The following is a 19,571-nucleotide window of genomic DNA, read 5'->3' as shown; positions in this document are numbered from 1 at the left end:
CCCGGACCCGTACGGGACGCCGTCACGCCGCCCGCGCGGCTCAGATCCCCGGACCCGTACGCCGCAGGACCCGCAGCGAGTCCGTCGCGGACACCTCGGTGAACGCCCCCGACTCCAGCGCCCGCAGATACACCCGGTACGGGGCCTGCCCGCCGTCCGCCGGGTCCGGGAACACGTCGTGGATCACCAGCAGCCCGCCCCCGGCGACATGCGGGGCCCAGCCCTCGTAGTCGCCGCTCGCGTGCTCGTCGGTGTGCCCGCCGTCGATGAAGACCAGGCCCAGCGGCCCGCCCCACACCGCCGCGACCTGCGGGGAGCGGCCGACGAGCGCCACCACGTGCTCCTCCAGGCCCGCCCGGTGCAGGGTGCGGCGGAACGTCGGCAGGGTGTCCATCAGCCCGACCTCCGGGTCCACCACGCCCGGGTCGTGGTACTCCCACCCGGGCTGCTGCTCCTCGCTGCCCCGGTGGTGGTCCACGGTGAGCGCGGCCACCCCGGCCGCTCGCGCCGCGTCGGCCAGCAGGATCGTGGAGCGCCCGCAGTACGTGCCCACCTCCAGCAGCGGCAGCCCGAGCGCCCCGGCCTCGGCGGCGGCCGCGTACAGGGCGAGCCCTTCGTGGACCGGCATGAAGCCCTTGGCGGCCTCGAACGCGGCGAGCACGTCCGGGGAGGGAGCGGCGGCGGTCACGGGGTTCCTCCAGGCGGGGCGGATCTGCTTACGACGGCGCTCCATCGTGCCGTACGGTCCGGCCCGCGCTCCCGGCGGGGGCCGCCCCCACGGCGACGGCGGCGGGCCCCGGCCCGCCGTCCGTGCTGCTCGCCAGGAGCACCGGGTGCGCCGCCGTCCGCTGCGCGGGCAGGAACGCCGCCAGCACCAGGCCGATCAGCACCGCGCCCGTGGCGATCAGGAACGAGATCCGGAAGCCCTCCATGGACGGCACGTCCACCGAACCCGTCCGCACCGAGGTGCCGGCCAGCACCATGCCGATGACGGCGCTCGACACCGACGTGCCGATGGAGCGCATGAGGGTGTTGAGGCCGTTGGCCGCGCCGGTCTCCGACGGGTCGACGGCCCCGATGATCAGCGCGGGCAGCGAGGAGTACGCGAGGCCGATCCCCGCCCCCAGCACCACCGCGATCACCACGGTCTGCCAGGCGGCGCTCATCAGCCCGAGCCCGGCCCCGTAACCGATCGCGATGACCGTCATGCCGAGCATCAGCGTGGCCTTGGGGCCGCGGCGGGCGGAGATCTTGGCGTAGAGAGGGGAGACGAGCATCATCGCCAGGCCCAGCGGGGCCACGCACAGCCCGGCGACCACCATGGACTGCCCGAGGCCGTAACCGGTGGACGCGGGCAGCTGGAGCAGTTGCGGCAGGACCAGGGAGACCGCGTAGAAGGCGACCCCGAGCATGATCGAGGCGAGGTTGGTGAGCAGCACCTCGCGGCGGGCGGAGGTGCGCAGATCGACCAGGGGGGCCGGGATGCGCAGCTCGTACACGCCCCACAGGAGCAGGGTCAGGAGGGACGCGGCGAGCAGGCCGAGCGTGGGAGCCGAGGTCCAGCCCCAGTCGCCGCCCTTGGTGACGGGCAGGAGGAGGCAGACCAGACCGAGCGAGAGCCCGAGGGCCCCGGCGTGGTCGAAGGAGCCGGGGGCGCGCAGCGGGGGCTCGGGGACGAACGCGTACGTCAGCGTCATGGCGAGCACGCCGAGGCCGGCCGAGCCGAGGAACAGCGCGTGCCAGTCGGCGTGCTGGGCGACCAGGGCCGCGACCGGCAGCGCGAGCCCGCCGCCCACCCCGATCGAGGAGCTCATCAGGCCCATCGCCGAGCCGAGCCGCTCGCGCGGCAGCTCGTCGCGCATGATGCCGATGCCGAGCGGGATGGCGCCCATGGCGAAGCCCTGGAGCGCGCGGCCGGCGATCATCACGACCAGCTCGTCGGTGGACGCGCAGATCAGCGAGCCGACCACCATGACGGCGAGCGAGGCGAGCAGCATCCGGCGCTTGCCGTGGAGGTCTCCGAGCCGGCCCATGATCGGGGTCGACACGGCCCCCGCCAGCAGGGTCGCGGTCATCACCCAGGTCGCGTTGGCCGGATCGGTGCTCAGCAGGACCGGCAGATCCTTGATGACGGGGACCAGCAGGGTCTGCATGACCGCGACGGTGATGCCGGCGAAGGCGAGGACGGGGACGAGGTGGCCGGTCCGCGTCCGCCGCCTCGGCTGTTTCGGGAGTTCCCCGGCGGGCCGAAGCCCGTTCGTCCGTGTCCTTTTCGTCCGTCGCATACGTGGGGCCTCCGGGCAGCGTCGATCACCCGGGCTCCCCCCAAGTGCGTGCATGGTGAACGCTTCGCGGGCGTGCGGTATTTCCGCCGAACGACGGCAGTGACATCGCGGACAACGCCCGCCGGGTGCGGGCCACCGGGGCGCGGGTGCTGGTCTTCACCGGCGAGCACCGCCCGCGCTCGTGCGCCGCGTGCTCGTGCGCCCCGCGCTCGACGCCGGAGCGCCGGCGTCGGCCCGGCAGGCCGAGGGCGTGGCCGAGATCCGCCGGGCGGGCGAGGTGTCGTTCCGGGCGTGGGCGAGCCGGTTCGCCGACACCGTGGCCGCCGCCTCGCTCGGGACGATGGCGGGACGCCTGGAAGGCGCTCAGCTCCTGGGCGGGTATGGGGGATACGGGCGGGAGTCAGGGGCGGGGATGCGGAACACTGCACCGGGTGATCGTGATGCAGCCCGTCCTGGAGATGTGCACGCCCGGCGATTTCGCCCTCTGGCCCGTCGTCGAGGTCGAGTCGGCCGGCTTCCTGCCCCTCGGCGGAGAGCTCTCCCCCACTGAGGTCGGGACGGCGGTGGCGCGGATCGCCGGCTGCAACGACATCGACCCCGAGGGCGACCGCCCGCCCCGTCCGGCCGACCCGCTGGGCTCGTTCCTCCATGGACTGCTGACCTTCGACGACCTCTTCGCCGCCGGTGGCCTGCGCGTCACCGACACCTCCACAGGCGTCACCTTCCTGCCCGGCTGCTGCGACGGACTGGAGGACTGGCGCGACTGGCACCGGTTCATCGACGCCGGCGGCCGGCTCGGCTTCGGCCACGACCCCGTGTCACCGATGGCGGAGCGCTTCGGCCACACCGTCCGGCTCACTGTCAACGCCGAACGGAGCGACAGTCCGGTGATCGAACTGTCCGTGTCCGAGCTGCGCGACCTGCTCGCCGGCGTCGAGCGCGACCTCGGTGGCTTCCTGGCGTCGGCGGCCGACTGGGCCTCCCGGCACCTGCCCGGCCACTGTGCTGCCGTCACAGCGGCTCTCGCCCGCGTGCTCCGCCTTCCCGCACCGGCCGTACGGCCGGAGGCGTAGGGGGGCGGGCGGCCCGGGTTTCGGTAGTCGATTCGGTCAATGGCCCTATGAGACACGTCGTCTGACCTTCCGTCAGATTGAAACGTGTTCTACTCTTGCGCCGTTCCAACGGCTGCGACCCACGAGGATCCGCATGGGCATCGGCATGGACATCGGCACGGGCAAGGGCGTCGGCGACCGGAGTGCCGGCATCGGGATCACCGAGGAGCACCGCGCGCTGGCGCACTCCGTACGGGGGTGGCTGGCGCGGGCCGTTCCGGCCGGTGAGGCGCGGGAGCTCCTCGACGCGGACGAACCGGCCGCCGCCTCCGGGGTGCGCCCCGCGCACTGGAAGGCGCTCGCCGGGCAGGGGCTGACCGGGATCCATCTGCCCGAGGAGTACGGGGGCGGGGGCGGCGGTCTCCTGGATCTCGCCGTGGTCCTGGAGGAGGCCGCGTACGCCTCGCTGCCCGGTCCCTACCTCGCCACCGCGCTGGTGGGCGCGGTGCTGCGGCGGGCGTCGCCCATCCCCGGGAGCGGCGACCTCCTGCGGGGCATCGCCGCCGGGGACCGTACCGCCGCCGTCGCCCTCGGGCCCGGCACCCTCACCGCCACCCCCGCCGAGGGCGGCCACCGACTCGACGGCGCCGCGCCGCCCGTCCTCTCCGCCGGGGCGGCCGATCTGCTGCTCCTGCCCGCCGCCACGTCCGCCGGGATCCGCTGGTTCCTCGTGGACGCCGGGGCCCAGGGGCTCGCCGTGCGCCCGCACCGCAGCGTCGACCCGACCCGGCCGACCGCCGAGGTGCGGGCCGGGGCCGTCCACGTACCGGCGCACCGGGCCCTGCCCCTCGACCCGGCGCTCGTCGGCGACCTGGCCGCCGTGCTGTTCGCCGCCGACGCCTGCGGGACCGCCGCCCGGAGCCTGGACACGGCCGCCGAACACGCCTCCGTACGCGAACAGTTCGGGCGGCCCATCGGCGCGTTCCAGGCGGTCAAGCACCTCTGCGCCGACATGCTCGTCCGCCTCGAACAGGCCCGCGCCCTGACCTGGGACGCGGCCCGCGCCGCCGACGAGGAGGCCGGGGCGGCGGGCCGGGGGCGCGAAGTGCGCGGGTTCACCGCCGCTCTGGCCGCCGCCACCGCGCCGGAGGCCGCGTACACCTGCGCCAAGGACGCCATCCAGGTGCTCGGCGGCATCGGCTTCACCTGGGAGCACGACGCCCACCTCCGGTTGCGCCGGGCCGTCCTCGCCCGCCAGCTCCTCGGGGCCGCCGGCGTCCACCGGCTCCGCGCCGTCCGCCTCGCCGAGGGCGGGGCCCGCCGCGAACTCGCCCTGGAACTCCCCGCCGAGGCAGCCCGCCACCGCGCCGAGGCCCGCCCCCACCTCGCCGCCGCCCGGGGCCTTTCGCCCCGCGAGGCCCGGCGCGCCCTCGCCGCCGGCGGCTACGCGGCGCCGCACCTGCCCGCCCCGTACGGGCTGGGCGCAAGCCCCGTACAACAGCTCGCGATCCAGCAGGAGTTGAGGGAACAGGGCATCGCGCTCAGCGACCTTTCCATCGCCACCTGGGTGGTGCCGTCCCTCATCGCGTACGGGACCGACGAGCAGCGGCAGCGCTACCTCCCGCCCACCCTGCGCGGCGACCTCCAGTGGTGCCAGCTCTTCTCCGAACCCGACGCCGGATCCGACCTGGCCGCCCTGCGCACCCGTGCCGTACGGACCGAGGAGGGCTGGCGGATCACCGGGCAGAAGGTCTGGACGAGCGCCGCCCGCACCGCCGACCACGGCATCCTGCTGGCCCGCACCGACCCGGACGCGCCCAAGCACCGGGGGCTCACCTACTTCCTGGTCGACATGAAGAGGGCGCGGGGCATCGACATCCGCCCGCTGAAGGAGATCACCGGCGAATCCCTGTTCAACGAGGTGTACTTCGACGACGTCCTCCTTCCCGCCGACGCCGTCGTCGGGGAGGTCGGCGGCGGCTGGCGGGTCGCCCGCAACACTCTGGGCAACGAACGCGTCCACATGGCCGACCGGATGACCTTCGACAGCGGCCTCGAAGCCCTGATCGCCCGCTCGGCCGGGCTCGACGGCATGACCAGGGCGCGGATCGGCGCGCTCGCCGCGGAGGCCCACGCGCTCGCCTGCATCGGGCTGCGCACCACGCTCCAACAGGTCTCCGGTCTCGAACCGGGAGCCGGGGCCTCGGTGCGCAAGCTCGTCCAGACCGACCACCAGCAGAAGGTCGCCGAACTCACCCTCGAACTCCTCGGCCCGGCAGGCGCGGTCGACGAGCCGGCGGCCGGCGGGCGGGCCCTGCACGGCTTCCTGATGTCCCGCTGTCTGACCATCGCGGGCGGCACCACCCAGATCCAGCTCAACGTCGTCGCCGAACGGATCCTCGGCCTGCCCCGGGACTGAGCACATGACAACGAAACGCGAGGAGTCGGAAGATGAAGGCTTACATCGTCGGCGTCGGCATGACGAAGTTCGAGAAGCCCGAGACCCGCGACTGGCAGTACTGGGACATGGTCCGCGAGGCGGGCACCGCCGCGCTCGAGGACGCGGGGGTGCGTTACGACCAGGTCGAGCAGGTCCCCATCGGCTACTGCTTCCAGGCGTCCACCGCCGGACAGCGGGCCGTCTACGAGCTGGGGCTCACCGGCGTCCCCGTCTACAACGTCAACAACAACTGCGCCACCGGCTCCACCGCCCTGATGCTGGCCCGGCAGTTCGTCCAGGGCGGCGGCAGCGACTGCGTCCTCGCCCTCGGCTTCGAGAAGATGGCGCGCGGGTCGCTCGGGGGCGGCACGGACGGCGGCGGCGACTTCGCGGCCTCGCCCGTCGCCCGGCACTACGGGATCATGGCGGCCGCCCACGGTTTCGAGATGTCCCCGCCCACCGCGCAGATCTTCGGCAACGCGGCCCGCGAGCACATGGAGCGGTACGGGACCACGCCCGCGCAGCTCGCGGCGGTCGGGGCCAAGAACCACCGGCACTCGGTGAACAACCCGTACGCCCAGTTCCAGGACCCGTACACGGTGGAGGAGATCCTCGCCGCCCGTACCGTCCACCGCCCCCTCACCAAGCTCCAGTGCTCGCCCACCTCGGACGGGGCGGCGGCGGCCGTCGTCGTCTCCGAGCGGTTCGTCGAGCGGCACGGGCTGGGGGAGCGGGCCGTGGAGATCGCCGCCCAAGCCATGACCACCGACACCGAGGCATCCTTCGCCTCCGGCACCTGTATCGACGCCGTGGGCGCGCCGATGTCGCGGGCCGCCGCCCAGCAGGTCTACGCGGCCTCCGGCCTCGGGCCCGACGACCTCGACGTGATCGAGCTGCACGACTGCTTCTCCATCAACGAGCTCCTCACCTACGAGGCGCTCGGCCTGTGCGGCGAGGGGGAGTCCGGGAAGCTCGTGGAGTCGGGGGCGACGACGTACGGCGGGCGGTGGGTGGTGAACCCGTCCGGCGGGCTGATCTCCAAGGGGCACCCGCTGGGCGCGACCGGGATCGCCCAGGCCGTCGAGCTGACCTGGCAACTGCGCGGCGAGGCGGGCCCGCGCCAGACGCCGGACGCCCGCACCGGCCTCGCCCACAACATCGGGCTGGGCGGGGCGGCGGTGGTGACGCTGCTGCGGCGGTGAGGGGGCGGGACCGGGAGGCAGGGACCGAGGGGGAGGGGCCTGGGGGCGGGACCGAGGGGGAGGAGGCTGGGGGCGGGACCGAGGAGGCGGGACGGGGCCCGGGCCCCGGATCCTGGACCCGGGCCCTGGGCCCCGGGCCCCGGATCCTGGACCCCGGACCCCGGACTTCGGCCCCCGGACCCCGGACTTCGGACGTAGGACCCCGGCCCGGGATCTCCGACCGATACCCGATGTACGGGGCATCCAGTACCTGCGACCATGACCGGCATGGCAGATGTCCCCGCACCCGCGTCCCCCCGTTCCGCCCGCACCTCCCGCTCCCGCATACCCACCGGCGCGTGGGCCGTCGTGCTCGCCGCCTGCACCGGGCAGTTCCTCGTCGTCCTCGACGTCTCCGTCGTCAACGTGGCGCTGCCCTCCATGCGGTCCGACCTGGGGCTGAGCGCCGCCGCGCTCCAGTGGGTCGTCAACGCCTACTCGATCGCGTTCGCCGGGTTCATGCTGCTGGGCGGGCGGGCCGCCGACATCTACGGGCGCAAGCGGATGTTCCTCGTCGGGCTCGGCGTCTTCACCGCCGCCTCCCTCGCGGGCGGCCTCGCCCAGGAGGGCTGGCAGCTTCTCGCGGCCCGCGCCGGACAAGGGCTCGGGGCCGCCGTCCTGGCCCCCGCCACCCTGACCATCCTCACCGCGGCCGTGCCCGAGGGTCCCGCGCGGACGAAGGCGATAGCGACCTGGATGGCGGTCGGCGCGGGCGGCGGCGCGGCCGGCGGGCTCATCGGCGGGGTGCTCACCGACGCCCTCTCCTGGCGCTGGGTCCTCCTCATCAACGTACCCATCGGCGCGCTCGTCCTGGTCGCCGCCGCCCTGTGGATCACCGAGGGCCGGGCCGGCGACCGCCGCCGCATCGACCTGCTGGGCGCGCTCCTGGTCACCGCGGGCCTCGCCTCCGTCGCGTACGGCATCGTCCAGACCGAGGCCGCGGGCTGGGCGGCCCCCGTCACCCTCGTGCCGCTGCTCTCCGGGATGGCGCTGCTGGGGGCGTTCGTCCTGGTCGAGGCGCGGACGGCGGTCCCGCTGGTCCCGCTGCGGGTGTTCGGCGTACGGGCGGTGTCGTCGGCCAACGTGTCGATGTTCCTCATGGGGTCGGCGACCTTCTCCATGTGGTACTTCATGACCGTGTACGCGCAGAACGTGCTGGGCTACACGCCGTTGCAGGCCGGTCTCGCGCTGATGCCGACCTCGGCCGCCGTCATCATCGGCTCCAAGGTCGCGCCCCGGCTGATGGTGCGTACGGGAGCCAAGAGCCTCGCCGTCGCCGGGGTGCTGATCACCGCCGCGGGCTTCGGCTGGCAGTCCACAATGGGCGTCGACGGCTCGTACCTCACCGCGATCTGCCTGCCCGGCATCCTGATGATGGCCGGTGCCGGGCTCGCCTCCACCCCGCTGGCCACCCTCGCCACCTCCGGCGCGGCCCCCGGGGACGCCGGTCTCGTCTCCGGCCTGGTCAACACCTCCCGCACCATGGGCGGCGCGCTCGGCCTCGCGGTGCTCTCCACCGTCGCCGCCGCCCGTACGGCGGGCTCCACCGACGCCGCCGCGGTGACCGCCGGATATGCGACGGCCTTCCTCACGGCGTGCGGGGTGCTGCTGGCCGGGGCGCTGGTGATGCTGGTGTGGCTGCCCAATCACCGGACATCCCGGCCGGTGGCGGGCGGCCGGACTCAGCAGGAGCCGGCGACGAAGGCGGAAGCGACGGCGGAGGCGACCGCTCAAGCGCAGTCGCAGCAGCGCGTCTGACCGCACGCATCTGACATGGCGTCAGCAGTCTTCCCAACTTCCGGGGGCTGCGTTATACATGGGCCATCGGTGAGAACACGTTCTAGAACGGCGTGTCCGGCCGATCCCCGCACGGCCTCGGTGCGGCCGGTGGTGCGGACAGCCGCACCGAGGTCTTCCCACCGTCAAGGAGCGGCTTCGCCATGCCCATTGATGCCCGAGCGGCCCTCGCCGCCGAACCCCGCCGAGCCGAAATAGCCTGGAACCACAAGGACGTTCAGCTCTACCACCTGGGTCTCGGCGCGGGCGTCCCCGCCACCGGCCCCGACGAGCTGCGCTACACCCTGGAGTCCCGGCTCCAGGTGCTGCCGAGCTTCGCCACCGTGGCCGGCGCGGGAACGGCGGCCTTCGGCGGGATGGGCGCACCCGGCATCGACGTGGACCTCGCCGCCGTCCTGCACGGCGGGCAGTCCGTGCGCGTGCACCGGCCGATCCCGGTGACCGGCCGCGCCGTGCAGACCTCGAAGGTCGCGGCGGTGTACGACAAGGGCAAGGCCGCCGTCATCGTCCTGCGTACCGAGGCGAGCGACGACGACGGTCCGCTCTGGACCAACGACGCCCAGATCTTCGTACGCGGGGAAGGCGGCTTCGGCGGCGAACGCGGACCGTCCGACCGCCTCGGCCCGCCCGACCGCGCCCCCGACCGCACGGTGGAGCGCCCGATCCGCGAGGACCAGGCGCTGCTGTACCGCCTGTCGGGGGACTGGAACCCGCTCCACGCGGACCCCGCCTTCGCCAAGCAGGCCGGCTTCGACCGGCCGATCCTGCACGGGCTGTGCACGTACGGCATGACCCTGAAAGCCGTCACCGACACCCTGCTGGACGGCGACGTCTCCCGCGTCGCCGCCTGCCGCACCCGTTTCGCCGGAGTGGTCTTCCCCGGCGAGACCCTGCGTATCCGGATGTGGGAGGCCGGCGACGACCGCGTCCAGGTGACGGTCACCGCCGCCGAACGCGATGACGCACCGGTCCTCGCCGACACGCTCGTCGAACACTCCTGAACACACCTGAGCACTCCTGAACACACCCGAGACCTGACGTAGACGCCGATGTGAGGGGAGCCCCACCCATGCGCGCAGCCGTACTGCACGAGATAGGCCAGGAGAAGCTGGAAGTCCTCGACGACGTCGAGGCGGTGGGGTTCGGCCCGGGGAAGGTGAAGCTGCGCATCCGGGCCACCGGACTCTGCCACTCCGACGTCTCCGCGATGAACGGCGTCCTCCCCCAGCCCGCCCCGTTCATCCCCGGCCACGAGGGCGCGGGCGAGGTCCTCGACGTCGGTGACGGGGTGAGCGGCCTGAGCGCGGGCGACCGGGTCCTCGTCTGCTGGCTGCCCGCCTGCGGGGCCTGTCCGTCGTGCAGGCGCGGCCAGACCCAGCTGTGCCTGGCGGGTTTCATGAACGCCGGCACCCCCAACTTCAAGCGCCCCGGCGGCGACGTCTTCGGCTTCGCGGGCACCGGCACCTTCACCGAGGAGGTCGTCGTCGGCGCGGGCTGCGCGGTGCCGATCCCCGACGACGTACCGTTCGCCATCGCCGCCCTGATCGGCTGCGGGGTCACCACCGGCCTCGGCGCGGCCATCAACACGGCGAAGGTGGAGGCCGGTTCGTCGGTCGCGGTGATCGGCTGCGGCGGCGTCGGCATCTCCACCATCCAGGGCGCGCGCGTCCAGGGGGCCGCCCAGATCGTCGCCGTCGACCCGGTCGCCTCCCGCCGCGAGGCCGCCCTCCGCTTCGGCGCCACCGAGGCCGTCGCCCCGGACGAGCTGGCCGACGCCAAGCAGCGGATCACCGGCGGCGAGGGCTTCGACTACGTCTTCGAGGTCGTCGGCAAGTCCGCCACCGCCCGCACCGCCTACGACAACACCCGGCGCGGCGGCACCCTCTGCGTCGTCGGCGCGGGGGCGATGGACGACCACTTCCAGGTCAATATGTTCGAGCTGTTCTTCGACGAGAAGCGCATCCTGCCCTCGATGTACGGCGGCGGGGACGTGCTCCGCTCCTACGAGCGGGCCATCGCGCTCTGGCGGGCCGGCCGGATCGACCTGGAGTCGATGATCACCCACCGGGTGCGGCTGGAGGAGGTCAACGACGCCCTGGACCAGATGCGGACCGGCGAGTCGCTGCGTACCTGCATCGAGCTCTGAACCCGGCCCCCGAACAACGACGTTGAGGAATGCCATGTCACTTCCCCTCCCGCTGGCCGGGCTGTCCGCGATCGTCACCGGCGCGGGCCGCGGCCTCGGCCGCGCCGAAGCGCTCGAACTGGCCCGGCTCGGTGCGGCCGTCGTCGTCAACGACTACGGGCAGCCGGGCCGCGACGGCTCGGGCGAGGCGTCGGCCGCGCCCGCCGAGGAGGTCGCCGCCGAGATCCGGGCCGCGGGCGGCCGGGCGATCGCCCACCTCGGTGACGTCTCGGACCATGAACAGGCCCGCGAGCTCGTCGAGTCGGCCGTCCTTGCCCACGGCAAGCTCGACATCCTGGTCAACAACGCGGGCATCCTGCGGGACCGCATGATCTTCTCGATGACCGAGGACGAGTGGGACGCGGTGATCCGCGTCCACCTCAAGGGCCACTTCAACACCACCCACTTCGCCGCGGCCCACTGGCGCGCCCGCTCCAAGGAGAGCGGCGGACCGGTGTTCGGGCGGATCGTCAACACCTCCTCGGAGGCGTACCTCGCGGGCTCGGCGGGGCAGCCCAACTACGCGGCGGCCAAGGGCGGCATCGTCGGGCTCACCACGTCCACGGCCCTGGCGCTGGCCAAGTACGGCGTCACCGCCAACGCCATCTGCCCGCGCGCCCGGACCCGGATGACCGAGGACGTGTTCGCGGGGTTCCAGGAGCCGGCGGACGGCGCACTCGACGCGCTGGCCCCCGAGCACGTCTCCCCGCTCGTCGGCTATCTCGCCTCACCGGCCGCCGCCGGGGTCAACGGGCAACTGCTCGTCGTGCACGGGGGCATGGTCGCGATCGTCGAACGGCCCAAGGTGGCCGCCAAGTTCGACGCGGCGAAGGAGACGTTCACCTTCGCCGAGCTGGACGATCTGATCACCCCGTACTACGCGGACCGGCCGCCGAACGAGACCTTCGCCGCCGCCGAAGTGCTGGGCCTGAAGCGGGAGTAGCGGACGGGGGGAACGAACAGATGGGCCCGGTACGGCTGTTCGCCGTACCGGGCCCACTCGCCCAGGGCGTGCCAGGCGTCGCGGACCCGGTCAAGATCCGCCGGACACGCCCTGGCGCTGATCTGCGGCTCAGGCCGCCCTGGACTCCTCCTCGGCGGGCCTGCGGTGGCGGCCGTGCGGCTGCACCGATGTGTTCTCCATCGACGCACCCCCTCGGTGCTTTCCGGAACCGCCGGTCCCGGCCCCTTCCGCGTCGCCCCCCGGCGTACCGGTCGTGGTCGTGTCGGTTCGGGTTTCAGACATGTGGGAAAGTCACCCCGTTGTGATCGCTTACCTGTGTCTCACGTACATATGCGCAGGTCACGCCGCCGCTGCCCGACGCGGCCACCGTGGGCGCCCGCCCGGTACGGCCGCGTGATCCAAGATCCCCAGTTTAGGGCCTCTCGTGTGGATCATGCCGGGCCCGCCGGCCCCGGCACGCTGAGCCGCCCTGATCCGACCTGATCCGACCTGAGCCGCCCTGATCCGAACGAAAGACCCTAGTCGGGTGGGGCCGGTCGACGCAGAGGCGCCTGCCCCAGCGGAACGGGCCTGCACACAGTCGGAGGGGTGATGGCGGCGGACGGTTCCCTTCCGCTCGCATCGCCGTCGGCCCGGTCCGTCGCGGGCTGTGGTTCCTCGTCCGCCGGTGCGTCGAGCAGGGCCACGGCGCAGGGCGTCGCGGCGTTCGCGTACGGCAGGCGCAGCACCCCGTCCCGGGTCCAGTACCCGGCCCCCGCCGACCAGCCCTCCGGGGCCGCGAACTGGTGCAGTCGCCGTCCCTGCGGACGCCAGACGCCGACCCAGGTGCCCGCGGCGCCGTCGATCCGCAGCGCCACCGCACAGCTCTCGGGCATCAGCATCTGGCCGGGCTGCACCGCGAACGGCGTCACCGCCGCGTCCGCCGGACGCAGGCACTCCGGGAAGCGCACCGGCAGACAACTACCGAGGACGCCCCAGCCGAGCCGGTCGTGGCCCGGCGCGTCGGAGCGGAGCAGCAGCAGCCCGCTGTCCGCGTCGGCCAGCACCAGCCGGTCGTTGCTCTCCGGCGTGATCTGGAGGAGCGGCGTCACCTCGCCGTTGCGCTCCAGGTCCACGGCGACCGCCTTCACCGGCCCGCCGCCCACGAGCCGCCGGTCCAGGGCCAGTATCCGGCCCGCCCCGTCCAGCCAGACCCCGCCGGAGCAGTGCCCGGGGATCTCCGCGACCAACTCGGGCCCGAACGCGCCACCGGCCACCAGCCACACCAGGGACGAGTGCTCGCCCGCCGACAGGGCGTACACGCTGCCGCCGTCCGGGGAGGGCGGCAGCAGCGTCATCTCCGGGCACTCGACCGCGCCGAGCGCCAGTTCGCCGGTGCCGGGCCCGGTCGGGTAGAGCAGCGAGAACATCTGGCGGTCCGCGACCCGCCGCCGGATCAGCACCCGTCCGTCCGCGAGCGGGGCCACCTGAGCGTCCGGCTCCTCGGGCTGGTTGAGCGGCAGCGGTACGGCGTAGGGCTCGGGCCCGTCCAGTGTCCAGCGCTCCGGGTACCAGGCCCGCTGCTCGCCCGGGGGGCCGGGGGCCGCCGTCAGCCGGGTGCCGTACGCACCGTCCGCGGTGAGCGTGAAGGCCGCGGGATCGCGAGGGGCGCGGCCCCAGGGTGTGGCGGCCGCCCCGGCGGGCTCGTCCGACGCGGCCGGAACCGCCCCGGGACGCCCCTTTGCCCCGGCGAACTCCACGCGCGCGGCCGGAAGCGCTCCGGCGGGCTCATCCGACGCGGCAGGGGCCGCCCCGGCGAACTCCTCCCGCTCGGCCGGAACCGCGCCGACAGGCCCTTCCGGCTCGCCGGACTCTTCCGGTTCCGGGGGTTCCGCCGTCGTGGCGGCCCCGGCGGTTCCGCCCTCGATGGCACAGGCAGTCATGGACTCGTCACCTCCGGCTACGAAAACTAGTTTTCGCACTTCCAGCCGAACAACATCAGCCACGCCTCTTCACACATAAGGGTGGTGATGCCCGGATTCTCCTGAGCGGGAGGGGGCGAGTGTGCTGGAGGGGACGAGCGAGGGCGGCCCGGGGCGGCGGACCACGCCGGACAGGTAGCCTTTCCCCCGTGCCCCGTCTGTCTGAAGTCATCGCCGCCCTCGACGCCCTCTGGCCCCCCGAGCGGGCCGAGGGATGGGACGCGGTCGGGACCGTCTGCGGCGATCCGGACGCCGAGGTCGACCGGGTGCTGTTCGCCGTCGACCCGGTCCACGAGATCGTCGACGAGGCCCTGAAGCTCGGCGCCCGGCTGATCGTCACCCACCACCCGCTCTATCTGCGCGGGACGACGACGGTCGCCGCCGACACCTTCAAGGGCAAGGTCGTCCACACCCTCATCAAGCACGACATCGCGCTCCACGTCGCGCACACCAACGCCGACACCGCCGACCCCGGGGTCTCCGACGCGCTGGCCGGCGCTCTGGACCTGCGCGTCACCGGACCCCTCGTACCGGACCCCACCGACCCCGAGGGCCGGCGCGGGCTCGGCCGGATCTGCGAGCTGGACCACCCCGAGACCCTGGCCGCCTTCGCCGCCCGGGCCGCCGCCCGGCTCCCCGCCACCGCGCAGGGCATCCGGCTGGCCGGCGACCCGGACGTGCTCGTGCGCACCGTCGCCGTCAGCGGCGGCTCCGGCGACAGCCTCTTCGACGCCGTGCGCGCCGCCGGCGTCGACGCCTTCCTCACCGCCGACCTGCGCCACCACCCGGCGTCCGAGGCCGTGCGGCACTCGCCGCTCGGCCTGGTCGACGCCGCGCACTGGGCCACCGAGCAGCCCTGGTGCGAGCAGGCGGCCGCGCAGCTCGACGCGCTTTCCGACCGCCACGGATGGGACCTGCGGGTCCATGTCTCGAAGCAGGTCACCGACCCCTGGACCACCCACCATTCCTCTGGAGCCCCCAACTGAACGCCGCGCCCGCCGACCAGATCCGACTCCTCGACGTCCAGGCCCTCGACGTACGCCTCGCCCAGCTCTCCCACAAGGGCAACTCGCTGCCGGAGCACGCCGAGATCGAGCAGCTCAGCAGCGACCTCGCCCAGCTGCGCGACCTGCTGGTCGCCTCCACCACCGAGGAGAGCGACACCACCCGCGAGCAGACCAAGGCCGAGCAGGACGTCGACCAGGTGCGCCAGCGCGCCGTGCGCGACCAGCAGCGCCTGGACTCCGGCGCGGTCTCCTCGCCCAAGGACCTGGAAAGCCTCCAGCGCGAACTCACCTCGCTCGCCAAGCGGCAGGGCGACCTGGAGGACGTCGTCCTGGAGATCATGGAGCGCCGTGAGGCCGCCCAGGAGCGCGTCACCGAGCTGACCGAGCGGGTCTCCGCCGTCCAGGCCAAGGTCGACGACGCCACCGCCCGCCGCGACGCCGCCACCGCCGAGCTGGACGCCGAGGCCGCGACGGTGGCCAAGGACCGCCAGGTCGTCGCCGAGGTCATCCCCGCCGACCTGCTGAAGCTGTACGACAAGCTCCGCGCCCAGCAGGGCGGGGTCGGCGCGGCCCGGCTCTTCCAGCGCCGCTGCGAGGGCTGCCGCCTGGAGCTGAACATCACCGAGGTCAACGACGTGAAGGCCGCGTCCCCCGACACGGTGCTGCGCTGCGAGAACTGCCACCGGATCCTGGTCCGCACCTCGGAGTCGGGCCTGTAATGAGCGCTGCCCGCCGGCTGGTGGTGGAGGCCGACGGCGGCTCCCGGGGCAACCCGGGGCCCGCCGGTTACGGCGCGGTCGTCATCGACGCGGCCACCGGCGAGACCTTGGCCGAGGCCGCCGAGTCCATCGGCGTCGCGACCAACAACGTCGCCGAGTACCGGGGCCTGATCGCCGGTCTGTCGGCCGCGAAGGCGCTGTTCCCGGACGCGGGGACCGACCTGGAGGTCCACGTCCGGATGGACTCCAAGCTGGTCGTCGAGCAGATGTCGGGCCGCTGGAAGATCAAGCACCCCGACATGAAGCCGCTGGCGGCCCGCGCCGCCGCGATCCTGCCGCCGTCCTCGGTGACGTACGAGTGGATCCCGCGCGCGCAGAACAAGCACGCGGACCGGCTCGCCAACGAGGCGATGGACGCGGGCCGCGACGGCCGGCAGTGGGAGGCGTCCGCCTCCACGGCCGGACTGGACGCGCCGGCCCGCACCCCGCTGCCCCCCGCCCAGGGCCCGCCCGGCGACGCGGCGGCGGGAGCGGCGAAGGCCCGTGCGGCGCTGGCGGCGGCGCGGGGCGGAGCGGCGGACTCCGGGACGCTGTTCGAGGTCGACGCCTCGGAGGAGCCCGAGCCCACGGACGCCACCGCCGTCGCCTCCCCCCAGGTGGGCTGGGCCGCGGCCTCCGACCTCGGCGCACCCGCGACCTTCGTCCTGCTCCGGCACGGCGAGACGCTGCTCACCCCCGAGAAACGGTTCTCCGGCAGCGGCGGCACCGACCCCGAACTCTCCGCCATCGGCCGCGACCAGGCCACCCGGGCCGCCGCCCACTTCGCCGCCCTCGGCACCGTCCAGGAGATCGTCAGCTCCCCGTTGCGCCGCTGCCGCGAGACCGCCGCAGCCGTCGCGGACCGCCTCGGCCTGGACGTCCGCGTCGAGGACGGCCTGCGCGAGACGGACTTCGGCGCGTGGGAGGGCCTGACCTTCGGTGAGGTCCGGGAGCGTTACGGGGACGACCTGACGGCCTGGCTGGCTTCCCCGGACACCGCGCCGACCGGCGGCGGCGAGAGCTTCGCGGAGGTCGCCGACCGGGTCGCGGCCGCCCGGGACCGCCTGATCACCCGTTACGCGGGCCGCACGGTCCTGGTCGTCACGCACGTGACCCCGATCAAGACCCTGGTCCGGCTGGCGCTCGGGGCCCCGGCGCAGTCGATGTTCCGGATGGAGCTGTCGGCGGCCTCGATCTCGACCGTCGCGTACTACGGGGACGGCAACGCCTCCGTACGCCTGCTCAACGACACCTCGCACCTGCGCTAGCGGGAACGAGGACCGGCATGGACTGGCCGACCGGGCTGCTCGGGTTCGCCGCCGGACTGCTGATCTCGGTGGCGACCGCCCCGGTCGGGGTGTCGGGCGCGGTGTTCCTGCTGCCGGTCCAGGTCAGCGTGCTCGGGGTGCCCAGCCCGGCGGTCACCCCGACCAATCTGCTCTACAACGTGGTCGCCGGGCCCGGGGCTCTGCTGCGGCACCACCGGAGCGGCGGGCTCCGGGGGCCGCTGACCCGGCTGCTGGTCCTGGGCACCGTTCCCGGGGTCGTGGTCGGCGCGGTGATCCGGGTCTTCGCGGTGCCGGGCCCCTCGGTCTTCCGGCTCCTGATCGCGGTGCTGCTGCTCCCGCTGGGCGGCTGGCTCTGCCTCCGTACGCTGCACCGCGCCTCGCGCACCGCCGCCCCCGCGCGCGAACCCTCGCCCCGGGCCATCACCCGCCTCGCCGTGGTCGTCGGTGTCGCCGGGGGCGTCTACGGGATCGGCGGCGGCTCGATCCTCGGCCCGATCCTGGTGGGGCGCGGGATGCCGGTCGCGAAGGTGGCCCCGGCCGCGCTGGCCGCCACCTTCGTGACCTCGGTCGTGGGCGCGGGGACGTACGCCCTGCTCTCCCTGACCACGACCGGCGACATCGCCCCGTACTGGTCGCTCGGCCTGGCCTGCGGTCTCGGCGGCCTGTGCGGGGGATACCTGGGCGCCCGCCTCCAGCCCCGCCTGCCGGAGACGGCCCTGCGGCTGCTGCTGGGGGTGCTGGCGCTGGGCATCGGCGGGCTGTACGCGGTGCAGATCGTGCGCTGAGGACGCGTCTCTACGCCCCGAGCTCCGCCGCCTCCGCCGCCAGACGCGCCACCCGGTCCCAGTCCTTCGCCGCCACCGCGTCGCCCGGGACCATCCAACTGCCGCCCACGCACGCGACGTTCGGCAGGGCGAGGTAGGAGGGGGCGGAGGCGAGCGAGATGCCGCCGGTCGGGCAGAAACGGGCCTGGGGGAGCGGGGCGGAGAGGGCCTTCAGATAGGCGGTGCCGCCCGCCGCCTCGGCCGGGAAGAACTTCATGTCGCTCACCCCGCGCTCCAGCAGGGCCACCACCTCGGAGGTGGTCGAGACGCCGGGCAGGAACGGCACCCCGGAGGCCCGCATCGCCTCCAGCAGCGCGTCCGTCCACCCCGGGCTGACCAGGAACCTGGCCCCCGCGTCGACCGTGTCCCGGACGTGCTGCGGCGAGATGACCGTCCCCGCGCCGACCACCGCGCCCGGCACCTCGGCGGCGACGGCCCGGATCGACTCCAGCGCGGCGGGCGTCCGGAGGGTCACCTCGATCGCCGGGAGCCCGCCCGCCACCAGCGCCCGCGCCAGCGGCACGGCGTCGGCCGCGTCGTGCAGGACGACGACGGGGACGACGGGGGCGAGGTCCAGCACGGAGGTCTCGGAGGGTGCTGCGGGCGGCGGCGAGGAGGAGGTCATGGCCCCATCCTGCCGCGCCGCCAGCGATATCTGCAACGCCCGTTGCGCAGGGTGCAATGTGCCTAGTGGATCTCCGTCACCACCACATCGAGCGACCACGGCCGCCCCCCGCGCGCGGGGGCCTCGGCCTCCACCACGTACCCGAGATCCCGCAACGCGTCCACCAGCCGCTCCGGGTCCTTCGGCCGCGCCCCGGCCGTCAGCAGGTCGCGCACCATCCGCCCCTTGGTCGCCTTGTTGAAGTGGCTGACGACGGACCGCTTCTCCACCCCGTCCACGATCTGCGACTGGAGCACCCGCACACTCGCCGTACGCGCGGCGACCTCGCCCTTCGGCTTCCAGGCCGCCGCGTACGCCGACGAGCGCAGGTCCAGCACGAGCCCGTCGCCGGCCGCCTCGGGCATGACCGACTCCATGGGCGTACGCCAGTACGCGCCGAGCGCGCCGATGCCGGGGAGCTTCACGCCCATCGAGCAGCGGTACGGCGGAATCCGGTCGCCGATCCGGACCGCGCCCCACAGCCCGGAGAAGACCAGCAGCGACTTCGCCGCGAGCCGCCGGGCGTCCGCGTCGAGGGAGGCCAGGTCGAGGGCGTCGTACAGCACACCGGTGTACAGCTCCCCGGCCGGCCGGGTCCCGGCGGTCCGCAGCCCGGCGTTCTTTCCGACCTCGCCCCGGAGTCCGACGCTCAGCCCGAGCACATCGCGGGCCTTCTCCTCGTCCGCCCGGCACAGCTCGACGAGCTCGTCCAGGACCGTCGCCCGGGCCTCGGTGAGACCCGGCAGCGACAGCGACTCGGGCTTCACGGGAGCCCCGCGCCCCGAGGCGGCCTTTCCTTCGGAGGGCGGCAACAGCACGAGCACGGCGGTTCTCCTTCGTACGCACGACGAACGGGACCCGGTCCGCGTGCGGGCTTCCCGGGTCCTCCGGCAAGGGTACGGGGGCGGGCCGGGGCGGCCGGTGGGAGCCTCGACGCCCGCTCGGCGGCGGTCGCCGGGGCATCCGCCGGAAAGCGGCCGGAGGCCAAAAGGCCGACCGCGTGTGCGCCATTGGCGACCGGGCTGCGCCGTGAAAAATAGTCAAGGATTCAAGGGTGTGGCGAATCACGAACGGAATGCCCAATACCGCTTATGGCGGAAATTT

General features: G+C 73.9%; 17 protein-coding genes. 11 read left to right on the top strand and 6 right to left on the bottom strand.

All coding sequences use genetic code 11. The features are described from left to right. Window positions 1-40: 40 nt before the first annotated feature. The gene (locus ACLJPL_RS01515) at window positions 41-733 is read right to left on the bottom strand and encodes a class I SAM-dependent methyltransferase (protein WP_411078799.1); all 693 of its coding nucleotides are present in this window, start codon (window positions 731-733) and stop codon (window positions 41-43) included. After that, entirely contained in the window at window positions 717-2,285 is a 1,569-nt protein-coding gene (locus ACLJPL_RS01510) for an MFS transporter (protein WP_411078798.1), read from the bottom strand. Before ACLJPL_RS01510 ends, ACLJPL_RS01515 begins: the two co-directional genes overlap by 17 nt. Window positions 2,286-2,725: 440 nt before the next feature. Between ACLJPL_RS01510 and ACLJPL_RS01505 the strand changes: the two genes are divergently transcribed. The 7 genes from ACLJPL_RS01505 (at window position 2,726) to ACLJPL_RS01475 (ending at window position 11,943) form a co-directional block, all read left to right on the top strand. After that, window positions 2,726-3,358, top strand: coding sequence for a hypothetical protein (locus tag ACLJPL_RS01505; protein WP_411079436.1), 633 nt, complete (start codon window positions 2,726-2,728; stop codon window positions 3,356-3,358). A gap of 133 nt (window positions 3,359-3,491) precedes the next feature. Then, window positions 3,492-5,756 carry an acyl-CoA dehydrogenase gene (locus tag ACLJPL_RS01500; RefSeq protein ID WP_411078797.1) on the top strand — a complete coding sequence of 755 codons (2,265 nt, stop codon included), beginning with the start codon at window positions 3,492-3,494 and terminating at the stop codon, window positions 5,754-5,756. 32 nt (window positions 5,757-5,788) lie between these two features. Further along, window positions 5,789-6,979: a lipid-transfer protein gene (locus ACLJPL_RS01495; RefSeq protein WP_411078796.1), complete on the top strand. Its 1,191-nt coding sequence runs from the start codon at window positions 5,789-5,791 to the stop codon at window positions 6,977-6,979. A gap of 258 nt (window positions 6,980-7,237) precedes the next feature. Then, on the top strand, window positions 7,238-8,776 hold the full coding sequence (locus ACLJPL_RS01490) for an MFS transporter (RefSeq protein WP_411078795.1): 1,539 nt from the start codon (window positions 7,238-7,240) through the stop codon (window positions 8,774-8,776). A gap of 182 nt (window positions 8,777-8,958) precedes the next feature. Then, window positions 8,959-9,816 (top strand): MaoC/PaaZ C-terminal domain-containing protein, encoded by an 858-nt coding sequence (locus ACLJPL_RS01485; RefSeq protein WP_411078794.1) that lies wholly within the window; start codon window positions 8,959-8,961, stop codon window positions 9,814-9,816. 68 nt (window positions 9,817-9,884) lie between these two features. Next, a complete protein-coding gene (locus tag ACLJPL_RS01480) occupies window positions 9,885-10,961 on the top strand; it encodes a Zn-dependent alcohol dehydrogenase (protein WP_411078793.1) in 1,077 nt (358 codons plus the stop codon). Window positions 10,962-10,995: 34 nt separating this feature from the next. Further along, window positions 10,996-11,943 (top strand): 3-oxoacyl-ACP reductase, encoded by a 948-nt coding sequence (locus tag ACLJPL_RS01475; protein ID WP_411078792.1) that lies wholly within the window; start codon window positions 10,996-10,998, stop codon window positions 11,941-11,943. A gap of 129 nt (window positions 11,944-12,072) precedes the next feature. Here the strand turns inward: ACLJPL_RS01475 and ACLJPL_RS01470 are convergent, their stop codons facing one another. Both ACLJPL_RS01470 and ACLJPL_RS01465 read right to left on the bottom strand, forming a co-directional pair. After that, window positions 12,073-12,246, bottom strand: coding sequence for a hypothetical protein (locus ACLJPL_RS01470; RefSeq protein ID WP_411078791.1), 174 nt, complete (start codon window positions 12,244-12,246; stop codon window positions 12,073-12,075). Window positions 12,247-12,482: 236 nt separating this feature from the next. Continuing rightward, window positions 12,483-13,886: a hypothetical protein gene (locus ACLJPL_RS01465; protein ID WP_411078790.1), complete on the bottom strand. Its 1,404-nt coding sequence runs from the start codon at window positions 13,884-13,886 to the stop codon at window positions 12,483-12,485. Window positions 13,887-14,074: 188 nt separating this feature from the next. Here ACLJPL_RS01465 and ACLJPL_RS01460 point away from each other — a divergent pair, with 188 nt between their 5' ends. The 4 genes from ACLJPL_RS01460 to ACLJPL_RS01445 are packed head-to-tail and all read left to right on the top strand — an operon-like array spanning window position 14,075 to window position 17,764. Beyond that, on the top strand, window positions 14,075-14,911 hold the full coding sequence (locus ACLJPL_RS01460) for a Nif3-like dinuclear metal center hexameric protein (RefSeq protein WP_411078789.1): 837 nt from the start codon (window positions 14,075-14,077) through the stop codon (window positions 14,909-14,911). Then, window positions 14,908-15,651, top strand: coding sequence for a zinc ribbon domain-containing protein (locus ACLJPL_RS01455; protein ID WP_411079435.1), 744 nt, complete (start codon window positions 14,908-14,910; stop codon window positions 15,649-15,651). Before ACLJPL_RS01460 ends, ACLJPL_RS01455 begins: the two co-directional genes overlap by 4 nt. After that, the gene (locus ACLJPL_RS01450; RefSeq protein ID WP_411078788.1) at window positions 15,651-16,958 is read left to right on the top strand and encodes a bifunctional RNase H/acid phosphatase; all 1,308 of its coding nucleotides are present in this window, start codon (window positions 15,651-15,653) and stop codon (window positions 16,956-16,958) included. The genes ACLJPL_RS01455 and ACLJPL_RS01450 overlap by 1 nt, the downstream gene beginning before the upstream one ends. 17 nt (window positions 16,959-16,975) lie before the next feature. Then, window positions 16,976-17,764: a sulfite exporter TauE/SafE family protein gene (locus ACLJPL_RS01445; RefSeq protein WP_411078787.1), complete on the top strand. Its 789-nt coding sequence runs from the start codon at window positions 16,976-16,978 to the stop codon at window positions 17,762-17,764. A gap of 10 nt (window positions 17,765-17,774) precedes the next feature. Here the strand turns inward: ACLJPL_RS01445 and eda are convergent, their stop codons facing one another. Further along, entirely contained in the window at window positions 17,775-18,428 is a 654-nt protein-coding gene (eda, locus tag ACLJPL_RS01440; RefSeq protein ID WP_411078786.1) for a bifunctional 4-hydroxy-2-oxoglutarate aldolase/2-dehydro-3-deoxy-phosphogluconate aldolase, read from the bottom strand. A gap of 62 nt (window positions 18,429-18,490) precedes the next feature. Continuing rightward, window positions 18,491-19,291, bottom strand: a complete 801-nt coding sequence (gene yaaA, locus ACLJPL_RS01435; RefSeq protein ID WP_411078785.1) for a peroxide stress protein YaaA — start codon at window positions 19,289-19,291, stop codon at window positions 18,491-18,493. Between the last annotated feature and the right edge of the window lie 280 nt (window positions 19,292-19,571).

The sequence above is a fragment of the Streptomyces sp. cmx-18-6 genome, assembly GCF_046548915.1.
Lineage (GTDB): Bacteria > Actinomycetota > Actinomycetes > Streptomycetales > Streptomycetaceae > Streptomyces.
The sequence above is the reverse complement of the archived record's forward strand: the minus strand, read 5'-3'. Positions and strand labels throughout refer to the sequence as shown.

Bases quoted from the DNA above. Each gene is read 5' to 3' on its own strand.
- ACLJPL_RS01515 (WP_411078799.1), bottom strand. From the start codon at position 733: ATGGAGCGCCGTCGTAAGCAGATCCGCCCCGCCTGGAGGAACCCCGTG.
- ACLJPL_RS01510 (WP_411078798.1), bottom strand. From the start codon at position 2,285: ATGCGACGGACGAAAAGGACACGGACGAACGGGCTTCGGCCCGCCGGG.
- ACLJPL_RS01505 (WP_411079436.1), top strand. From the start codon at position 2,726: ATGCAGCCCGTCCTGGAGATGTGCACGCCCGGCGATTTCGCCCTCTGG.
- ACLJPL_RS01500 (WP_411078797.1), top strand. From the start codon at position 3,492: ATGGGCATCGGCATGGACATCGGCACGGGCAAGGGCGTCGGCGACCGG.
- ACLJPL_RS01495 (WP_411078796.1), top strand. From the start codon at position 5,789: ATGAAGGCTTACATCGTCGGCGTCGGCATGACGAAGTTCGAGAAGCCC.
- ACLJPL_RS01490 (WP_411078795.1), top strand. From the start codon at position 7,238: ATGACCGGCATGGCAGATGTCCCCGCACCCGCGTCCCCCCGTTCCGCC.
- ACLJPL_RS01485 (WP_411078794.1), top strand. From the start codon at position 8,959: ATGCCCATTGATGCCCGAGCGGCCCTCGCCGCCGAACCCCGCCGAGCC.
- ACLJPL_RS01480 (WP_411078793.1), top strand. From the start codon at position 9,885: ATGCGCGCAGCCGTACTGCACGAGATAGGCCAGGAGAAGCTGGAAGTC.
- ACLJPL_RS01475 (WP_411078792.1), top strand. From the start codon at position 10,996: ATGTCACTTCCCCTCCCGCTGGCCGGGCTGTCCGCGATCGTCACCGGC.
- ACLJPL_RS01470 (WP_411078791.1), bottom strand. From the start codon at position 12,246: ATGTCTGAAACCCGAACCGACACGACCACGACCGGTACGCCGGGGGGC.
- ACLJPL_RS01465 (WP_411078790.1), bottom strand. From the start codon at position 13,886: ATGACTGCCTGTGCCATCGAGGGCGGAACCGCCGGGGCCGCCACGACG.
- ACLJPL_RS01450 (WP_411078788.1), top strand. From the start codon at position 15,651: ATGAGCGCTGCCCGCCGGCTGGTGGTGGAGGCCGACGGCGGCTCCCGG.
- ACLJPL_RS01445 (WP_411078787.1), top strand. From the start codon at position 16,976: ATGGACTGGCCGACCGGGCTGCTCGGGTTCGCCGCCGGACTGCTGATC.
- eda (WP_411078786.1), bottom strand. From the start codon at position 18,428: ATGACCTCCTCCTCGCCGCCGCCCGCAGCACCCTCCGAGACCTCCGTG.